The organism is Gluconacetobacter dulcium, assembly GCF_014174165.1.
Lineage (GTDB): Bacteria > Pseudomonadota > Alphaproteobacteria > Acetobacterales > Acetobacteraceae > Gluconacetobacter > Gluconacetobacter dulcium.
Genome location: NZ_JABEQN010000044.1, coordinates 1 through 8,572, shown reverse-complemented (window position 1 = coordinate 8,572; position 8,572 = coordinate 1). Strand labels below are relative to the sequence as shown.

Here is an 8,572-nt window from a genome sequence, read left to right as displayed (position 1 = left end):
CATGCTCGCCATCACCGCCGTCATGAGGAAGCTCATCGTCCTCGCAAACGCACTCGTGCGACACAATCGCTCATGGGCGCCAAAAACAGCTTGATCAAGACGGATACTCTGTCGTCACCGGAAACGACGGGCAGCCTTACAGACCCGCATCTATCGCGGGCCGCCTTCCGTTCCAGAACCGCCCGCCCATCGCCCGTTCGAGTTGTGCCCCGAGTTGCAGCAGCAAGCCGTCATTCCCCTGCCGTGTCTGGAAATGCATACCCAGCGGCAGTCCCGACTGCTGCCAGGCCAGCGGCAGCGAGAGTCCCGGCGTGCCGGTCAGGCTGCCCAGCGGGGTGTAGGAGAAAATCTCCCACAATTCGTAAAACCAGTTCAGCACGTCGGGATTATCGCTCAGCGTCAGATATTTCCGCTCGCCAAGCCGGGGCGTCGGCTTCGAGAAGGTCGGGGTGAGAATCACATCCCATTCTTCGTAAAACTGCCCCAGCCGGCGCGAGACGGTATTGAAGACATCCTGCATCTTCCACCGTTCGGTGTAAGACATGCCAATCCCTTTTTCCCATATCCTGATATTGATGGGTTCGATCAGATCCTCAGGCGGCGCGGACAGTCCCCTCTTGTCCAGCATGCGCTGGATGAATTGCGCGAAATTGCCGATATAGCACGCGGTCTGCGCGCGAAATGCCTCCTCGAAATCAATGTCCGGGACCACCCACTCCACCACATGTCCCAGTTCCTGCAGAAACCGCGCAGTCTTTTCCAGTTCCGCGACGAAATGCGGATCGGCCGCATATCGCCCCCATTCATGGGACACGGCAATCCGCAGCGGCTTCGGGTCCCGGCCGATCAGCGTGGTGTATGATCCGTCACTTTTCCAGTACGGCATGAATTCTCCCGGCGCCCCACCCCGGCAGGAATCGACGAACAGCGCCGTATCGCGCACCGACCGGCTCACGCATCCCTGGGTGGACACATAGCCGGTGATGTCCGACAGACCGGGCGCGATCGAAAACACGCCGCGCGAACATTTCAGCCCGACCAGCCCGTTCGCCCCCGCGGGAATCCGGATCGATCCGCCGCCATCCGTCGCATGAGCCATCGGCACGATACCCGCGGCCACCGAAGCCGACGCGCCGGCGGAAGAACCGAACGTCGTATAATCCGGGTTCCACGGGCTGCGCGTCACATAGATATCGGGATTCTCCGCCGATCCGCAGACACCGAATTCGGGCACGGTCGACCGGCCGATGATGTTCAATCCCGCGTTACGCATCTTCGCCGTCAGAAAAGCATCCCGATCCGACCGGTTGCCACGGAGAAATTTCGACCCCTGTTCCTGCAGACGCCCCGCGACCGTCGCGCCCAGGTCCTTGATCAGAAACGGCACGCCACGGAATGGCCCGTCCAGCCGGGTTCCACCCGTTTCCGGCGCTGCGACGGCATCGTCGAACAGTTCGATGACCGAGCCGATCTGCGGATTCACCCGCGCGCTCGCCTCCACCGCCATCTGCGCCAGTGCGGAAGGCGTCACAGCGCCCTGGGCCACCAGTTCTGCCAGCCGGGTCGCGTCACAGGCGGACCACTCGTCCCGGCTCATTCCTGTTGTCGTCATTTTCCGTATCCGAAATTACGTGCGTTGTCCGCGGAATCTCCCCGATGCCCCCGCACCGGACCTAGAGCATCTCCACCGAAAACCGGTTCGATGGAAATGCTCTAGTTTATTGTTTTGTGCGAGCATCTTCACCTGTTTGAATGCACGCATTCAAACAGGATCTGCTCTAGCCGTTACGGGGCCGCCATTCAGAGCTTTCCGGTCAGAAACTGGGCCTCGCCATAGCCGAACGACCAGTCATCATCGGTATTGGTCACGAAATTGACCATGACGTCGCTGGGCGCCGTCCCGCAACGTTCCTGCAGCTTTTCGGTCAGCAACCTGTAGAAGGCCTGCTTTTCCTCGCGCGTCCTCGGCCGCGTCGTCACGGAGACGATCATGACATCGCGCGTACGCGGAATATCCAGCCCCGTATCCTCGATGCGCGTCTGTTCGGCGGGATGCTGATACACCAATTGATACCGGTCGCGCGCCGGAACCCTGAATGCTTCCAGCATCGCGTCATGCGCAGCATCGAGCAGTGTCGCGACCTGCTCCGCCGTTCGTCCTTCGATCAGGTCGAAACGCAATAAAGGCATCTTTTTCCTCCATATCGTCATGATGCTTGCGCGGGGACCAATCAGCCCCCGGCCGTCCGGGACTATCGCCCGTGACTATTTCCGGCCCGCAGCCCGCATCGCCGCCTCTCCAGCCTGATAGCGGCGAATACCTTCCAGAACGCCGACGATCGCGACATTCCACAGCAGGCCGACCATGCCGGCGTTGACCGCCGCGGGCTGCGGTCCAAACAGGGCCAGCCCCGCCGACACGCAATCTCCCACCACCAGCCCGGCCCCGATCGGGAACGCGCCCACGCCCTTCCGCAGGACGATTGCGATCATACCCGGAATAATCTGTGAAATTCCCATATAGAACAGCGTGTTCAAAACCGTCATGACCGACGTCAGATGGTCCGCCGCCACAACCGAAAACAACAGGTAACCGCCGATCACGACCTGCGCCCCGCGCCGCTGCCCCCGATCGGACAGACCATGCAGCAGGTTGTGCGACACCAGCGGGCCGAGTGTCAGGCAGTTCCCGGCAAGGATCACCAGTCCGGACAGCCCGCATGCCGCCGCCACCAGCCCGACGGCCCAGCCCGGCAAAAGGGTGGTCGCCGAGGTCATGAACACATCATTGGCCATCGCCCCCGCCCCGCCACCATGCCGGGCGAACATCGCCACGGCGTACAGAAACGGAAACATGAGCATGTAAAGCGGCATGACGATCTGGTTGCGGCGAACGATCCGGTCCGAGCGCGCCGTGAACAGAAAGGCGATATTGGCCGGGGCGACGCAGAAACCCGCCGCCTGAAACAGGATCGTCGACATCACCAGCAGATTGCCCTCACCCGGCCGATGGACCGGAGATTCCGCTACGGTCTGCGTCGCCGCTCCATCCACTCCCAGCGCCCGCAACGCCGCCATTCCGACAAGCAGCACGGCAACCACCACCAACGTGTCCTTGATGAAAGAAACATAGGCAGGGGCACGAATGCCGGAGAGCAGGATCCAGACGAACGTCACCCCCGCCGCCCCCGCCATCGGCACAAATCCGCTCACGGGCCAGTGAAACGCCTTCAGCACACCCAGCAGGCCGACGAACTGCATTTCACCTAACGGCACCAGGCAGATGATCGCATTCAACGCGACCAGTTTCTCCAGCCCACGACTCTCGAAGTAAAAACGGAAGAGATCGACCCCCGTCATCGCGCCGACGCGCCGCCCCGCCCGCCAGATCAGGGGATTGACGAAATAGCCCAGCGGAAAGGCCAGCACGATATAACCGAGAAACCACAGGACGAACGGCGTGCCCTGCACATAGGTCGCCGCCGGAAAACCCAGGATACTGCCGATGCTGTACGTCTCGCCTACCGAGAGAAAGAACAGCAGAAAACCGCCGAACTGCCCTGACGCGACGAAATAATCCCGCGCCCCGCCTCCACCATGCCCGCGCCTGGCATAGAGCACAATGACGAATGCCAGCATGATGACGGCGAAGAAGACGATATTGGCACTCATTCCCCCCTCTCCGGCGCCGCGATCCCGGCATCGTGCTCTTCTCCCGCCTCATCCGCGCGATCGAACAGAAGCCATGTCGCCAACATGCAGGCGGAGGTGACGACAAACGACAGAAACATCCAGAAGACCGGAAATGCCGCGCCCAATACGGTCCGGTCGACCCGCGTCGTGAACGGGATCGCCAGATCGATCACGCAGAACGGAATCCCAAGCCCGACAACCAGCCGCACCACCTGCCGGCCACGCGCTCCGCCGCCTTCGGCCGACGAACGATGCTGCTCATCCATGGCTCCAGCCTCCCCATGCACCCGCAACGTTCAGTAGGTGTAGCTCAGGCGCGCACCATAGAAACGCGGCGGTCCAACAATGCCGAAATTGGCCGTCGTGAAATAATTCCGCGTCAGGTCATAGGTCCGGTTCAGCGCGTTCTGGATATAGCCCGATACACTCCAGCGCCCATGCTCCGGCCGGACGGTCAACGTTGTGTTCAGCAGGAAATACGGTTTTATATTGAACAGATTTCCCAGAAGAACCGCTCTCTGAAGGCTCCGGTAGGAATAGTCGGCCTCGGGCGTCAGAACATAGCCGTGCAACCGGCCGGGCAGATGAATGTCATAGCTGATCGACCCGTTCAGCGACAGGCGCGGAAAGCCCATGTCGTGATTCTTCATGTCGGCATAGATCGTCGTCCATGGCATGCCGGCCTGATGCGCCGCCTGCGTCGCCGTCAGGTCGGCAATCTGGAACCTGTTATACTGCCCCTGCTCGTAGCCGAAGGTCTGTGACAGGACCAGACCCTTGACGGGTTCGGCCTGTATCTCGCCCTCCACCCCCCATACGGTCGATCGCGGCGCATTCACGATCTTCGCAACCGGACCCAGCACAGAATCGACGATGGCGCTCTGCACCTGCTGGTCGTGATAATCATATTTGAACAGCGTGCCGTTCAACCGTAGCCGGTGCTGGAAGAACTCGGTCTTCATACCTACTTCGTAGGCCATCAGCCATTCGGGCTTGAACCCGTCGATCTGCGACGGCGTCGTCAGGTTGACTGCCGAGAACCCGCCCTCCTTCGCCCCCCGCCGGACGTTGAAATAGGCCATGACATCGCGCGTCACGTCATATTCGACCCCCGCCTTGTCCGTCACCTGATCCATGCCGACGAAACGGTCATAGCGGTTGGCGCGGGGCAGCGTGCTGCGCTGGGTGTAATAATCGTTCAGATACTTCCACGCATTCTCATGCCGCAGGCCAAAAATGATCCGAAGGTTATGAACCGGCCGATAGACCATCTGCGCGAATTCCGAGAGCGACTGGCTCCCCTGTCCATAGCGCGTCGTATTGATGAAATGATGTGTCGACATATAGTCGGTAACCATCTTGTCCTGAAGGGAAGACTCATAAAAATACATCCCCGTCGACCATGTAATCGGCCCCTGCCGACGCGATGCCAGACGCAGCTCCTGCGAAAAGACGCTGACATTGCTGTCAAAGAAATTGTCCGCCTCGAAGGATGACGATGCATCCCAATCATTCATCTCGCGCCGCGCCATCGCCTCGAAGGCACTGATCGCACTCAGACGCGCCCAGGAGAAATCCTTGGTCAGCGACAGGTCGATACCCCAGCTCTGGTTGTTGCGGAACGGCTTCTGGTCGGGCGATACGCCGATCATGTTGGCGAATTCCGGCGAAATTCCCCACCCCGTCGCGTAATGGTCGCGGTCCGCCGGAATGGTCGGCCCCTTGCCCAACGCCGTCGCCAGCGGCTTGATCAGATATCCAGGCGTCGCATCAGACCGATCGATCGCCCAGTGGCCGTTGAGCGAAACCCTGGTCGTCTCGTCCACTTCCCAGTTCAGCTTGCCTCTCACAGCACCCCGGTTGGCATTGCCGATATGCTCGCCCGTGTCGCGGTTGTGCAGATAGCCGCCGCCATGGTTGGTCTCGGCCGAGAGCCGGAACGTCACCTTGCGCGAAATAGGTCCGGAAACATACAGGTCGGTCTTGCTACGCGCATAATTCGCAATGTCCTCCATCACTCCGGCCGTCCAGCGATGGGTCGGCTCGGCGGTAATGATATCGATATCGCCACCGCTGGTATTGCGCCCCGACGCAACGCCGGTCGGCCCCCGTTCGATCTCGACCCCTGCCAGGTCGAACATCACACCCTGCGTCATGATACCGAACGGATACGCCACGCCGTCCACATAGGTCATGACATCGGGCATGTTGTTCGAGCCATAATCGAAGAATCCGATCCCGCGTAGATGGAACTGCGGCTGTCCGCCACCCATCGCCGGCTCGATCTGCAGGTTCGGCACCAGCCGTTGCAGGTCGTTGATGGTGGTCACGCCGGCGCGCGCCAACACCTCCTTGCTCAGATACGAAACCGCCACGCCGGAATGCTGCAACCGTGCTCCGTTATTCTGCGCACCATGCACAAGGATCTGTTCCGGCGCGGAGGTCGCGGGAGCACCGGCCGATGCAACTGCATCGTCCGCCCGCGTCGGGCGCGCATTCCCTGCTGCCCTGCTCGCCGGCATCGCCGCATCCTTGCCTGGATGCACATCGGTCTTGTGTACCGATACGGCCTGTGCGTCGGCGGCACGCGGCAGTGCCAGGGCCGAGACGAAGATGCTGGAAAGCAGAAGCATCGACCTGCGGCATGTGCGCTTCACCATCGCTCGTCTCACCCTCTCTGATCGCGTTCTGAACCGTTCGGATCGGGCTCCCGGCACATCGCCGCCCCTTCCCGTCTCTCGCATTGGCAATGCCCCGCCCTGCCGGGCGCTGACACAAGAAAAGCGGGCGTCGGAACAGTATGATCGTGCATGCACGTCAATCGTCCGCCCGCGTCGATTTCTACCGGGGCATCGGCGCTGTCCGTGCCCTGCGATAACGTTACGAACCCGATTGTATCATGGATACCTACTTTTTGTGGGCAGCGTGCCACGCTATTCGTTGCACAACCAATCTGTTCAGGCGGCCGAGCCGGCTGCGGCAACGATAGGGCAATACAAAAAATTCTCTTTGAAAATAAATCTCTATCCAGCCCAGTGTCCTGCCGCATCCACACTGGCCATGACATCGGCGATCCGGGAACTCACAACCCGCGCTGCGGCCGACAGCGGCTTGTGCGACGCTCTCAGCAGGTCCAGCGACGTGGGCACCTGCAGATCGGGGCCGAGTGCCACCGCACATAGCTGGCCGCGCTCGATATAGGTCCGGCAGGAAAAGGCTGGCAGAAACAGAATGGCCCGTCCCCGCATCGCCAGTTCGATCTGTAATTCAAACGACCCTGTGACAAACACCGGATCAAGTGACATGGCGCTCGATTTCACCGCCCGGTCGAACGCACGCCGCACGAAATAGGCACTGTCAGGCATCGACAGCGGATGATCCTGCAAGTCGCGCAGCGAAATCGTATCGTTTCCGGCCAACGGATGCGCCGGCGCCATGATGGCCGAATGAACCACCGGCATGCGTGCGCACAGCGTCAGTTCCGACAGGTCCGGCGCGAAGATCGTCAGCCCCAGATCGGCCCTCCCCGCCACCAGCGCCTCTCCCACCAACGGTGCCGTCGCGACTTCGACCATAAAGCGCAAACCCGGATATTCGTCGTTCAACGCGGTCAGGGCAGGTACCAGCACACTGGTCAAAGTACTCGACGAAACACGTATATTCACGATTCCGCTACGCAATCCCTTCAGATCGTCCACCCGCTGGCGGGTCACATCCAGTTCGCGCGAAACCCGCTCGGCCGTCTCCATCACGACCTCGCCCGCCGCCGTCAGCCGGATTCCACGCTGATCACGCTCGAACAGCTTCATACGAAAGAAATATTCCAGATGCTCGATCTGCCGCGTCAACGCGGTCGCCGTCACGCCGATCTTCTGGGCCGCCCCGCGCAGCGACCCGGTTTCCGCAATGACGCGCAGATAGTCGAACGCTCTTACATGCATGCCAACACTCCGCGTCAGTGGATCGAAAACCGTGGCGCAGTGTCATCATAATCATTATGGCTTCGCAATGTCATGTTCAGGCAAAACGGTCTTCCCGTCATCAGGAGACCTCCGATGCCCATTGTCCTGCACAAAAGCCCGGCCCCCCTGACCGCCCTGCCCTTCGATCTCGAAGCCGCGATGCAGGGCATTTCGGAATGGGCCGCCTGCGAAAGCCCGACATGGGATGCCTGCGCCGTCGACCGGATGCTCGATCTGGCATCACGCGACCTCGCCATCGCAGGCGGCAGGATCGAACGCCTGCCCGGCCGCATGGGGCTCGGGGGCTGCGTCCGCGCCCGTTTCGGCAATGCGGAGGGCACACCCGGCATCCTCGTTCTCGCCCATCTCGACACCGTTCACCCACTGGGCGCGCGCGACCGCCTGCCGATCCGCGTTGAAGGCGGCAAACTGTTCGGTCCGGGCGTCTGCGACATGAAGGGCGGCACCTGGCTCGCGGTCGAGGCCCTGCGCGTGATCCATGCCGCCGGACTGCGGACAGCACTGCCCGTCACCGTTCTCCTGACGCCGGACGAGGAAATCGGCACCCCCAGCACCCGAGACATCATCGAAGCCGAAGCCAGACGCCACCGAATCATCCTCGTGCCCGAGCCCGGCACACCGGGCGACACCCCTTTCGGCAACCTCGCCAGCGGACGCTATCCTGTCTCGCGCTTCACCATCCGCACGACAGGCCGCCCCAGCCACGCCGGCGCCCATCTGTCCGCGGGCCGCAGCGCAATCCGCGAGATGTGCCATCAGGTCCTGCGGATCGAAGACCTGTCTTCGGAAAGGCTCTGTTATCGTTAAGTGTTGGGTTTGGGATCGTTGTGCTGTTTTGTGCGTTTCATCTTATGTTTCCTGGAGGGAAGCGAGATGGACCGCGAAGCCTTTGGACT

General features: G+C 61.3%; 7 protein-coding genes. 1 reads left to right on the top strand and 6 read right to left on the bottom strand.

Features of this window, described 5'->3' with window-relative positions:
* Positions 1-136: 136 nt before the first annotated feature.
* From HLH25_RS19550 to HLH25_RS19525, 6 genes are all read right to left on the bottom strand, one after another.
* A complete protein-coding gene (locus HLH25_RS19550; RefSeq protein WP_182975678.1) occupies positions 137-1,612 on the bottom strand; it encodes an amidase in 1,476 nt (491 codons plus the stop codon).
* A gap of 188 nt (positions 1,613-1,800) precedes the next feature.
* Positions 1,801-2,190 (bottom strand): tautomerase family protein, encoded by a 390-nt coding sequence (locus HLH25_RS19545; protein ID WP_114728501.1) that lies wholly within the window; start codon positions 2,188-2,190, stop codon positions 1,801-1,803.
* A 75-nt stretch (positions 2,191-2,265) separates the two neighbouring features.
* Entirely contained in the window at positions 2,266-3,672 is a 1,407-nt protein-coding gene (locus HLH25_RS19540; protein ID WP_246402876.1) for a sodium:solute symporter family transporter, read from the bottom strand.
* Entirely contained in the window at positions 3,669-3,959 is a 291-nt protein-coding gene (locus HLH25_RS19535; RefSeq protein ID WP_220791925.1) for a DUF3311 domain-containing protein, read from the bottom strand. The genes HLH25_RS19540 and HLH25_RS19535 overlap by 4 nt, the downstream gene beginning before the upstream one ends.
* Before the next feature lie 30 nt (positions 3,960-3,989).
* Entirely contained in the window at positions 3,990-6,353 is a 2,364-nt protein-coding gene (locus tag HLH25_RS19530) for a TonB-dependent receptor (RefSeq protein ID WP_182975677.1), read from the bottom strand.
* 363 nt (positions 6,354-6,716) lie between these two features.
* Entirely contained in the window at positions 6,717-7,634 is a 918-nt protein-coding gene (locus tag HLH25_RS19525; RefSeq protein WP_182975676.1) for a LysR family transcriptional regulator, read from the bottom strand.
* 114 nt (positions 7,635-7,748) lie between these two features.
* Between HLH25_RS19525 and HLH25_RS19520 the strand changes: the two genes are divergently transcribed.
* Complete coding sequence (locus HLH25_RS19520) at positions 7,749-8,483, top strand: M20/M25/M40 family metallo-hydrolase (RefSeq protein ID WP_182975675.1); 735 nt, start codon at positions 7,749-7,751, stop codon at positions 8,481-8,483.
* Positions 8,484-8,572: the final 89 nt, after the last annotated feature.

Excerpts from the sequence above, each read along its gene's own strand:
- HLH25_RS19540 (WP_246402876.1), bottom strand. The coding sequence starts at position 3,672 with ATGAGTGCCAATATCGTCTTCTTCGCCGTCATCATGCTGGCATTCGTC.
- HLH25_RS19530 (WP_182975677.1), bottom strand. The coding sequence starts at position 6,353 with ATGGTGAAGCGCACATGCCGCAGGTCGATGCTTCTGCTTTCCAGCATC.
- HLH25_RS19525 (WP_182975676.1), bottom strand. The coding sequence starts at position 7,634 with ATGCATGTAAGAGCGTTCGACTATCTGCGCGTCATTGCGGAAACCGGG.
- HLH25_RS19545 (WP_114728501.1), bottom strand. The coding sequence starts at position 2,190 with ATGCCTTTATTGCGTTTCGACCTGATCGAAGGACGAACGGCGGAGCAG.
- HLH25_RS19535 (WP_220791925.1), bottom strand. The coding sequence starts at position 3,959 with ATGGATGAGCAGCATCGTTCGTCGGCCGAAGGCGGCGGAGCGCGTGGC.
- HLH25_RS19520 (WP_182975675.1), top strand. The coding sequence starts at position 7,749 with ATGCCCATTGTCCTGCACAAAAGCCCGGCCCCCCTGACCGCCCTGCCC.
- HLH25_RS19550 (WP_182975678.1), bottom strand. The coding sequence starts at position 1,612 with ATGACGACAACAGGAATGAGCCGGGACGAGTGGTCCGCCTGTGACGCG.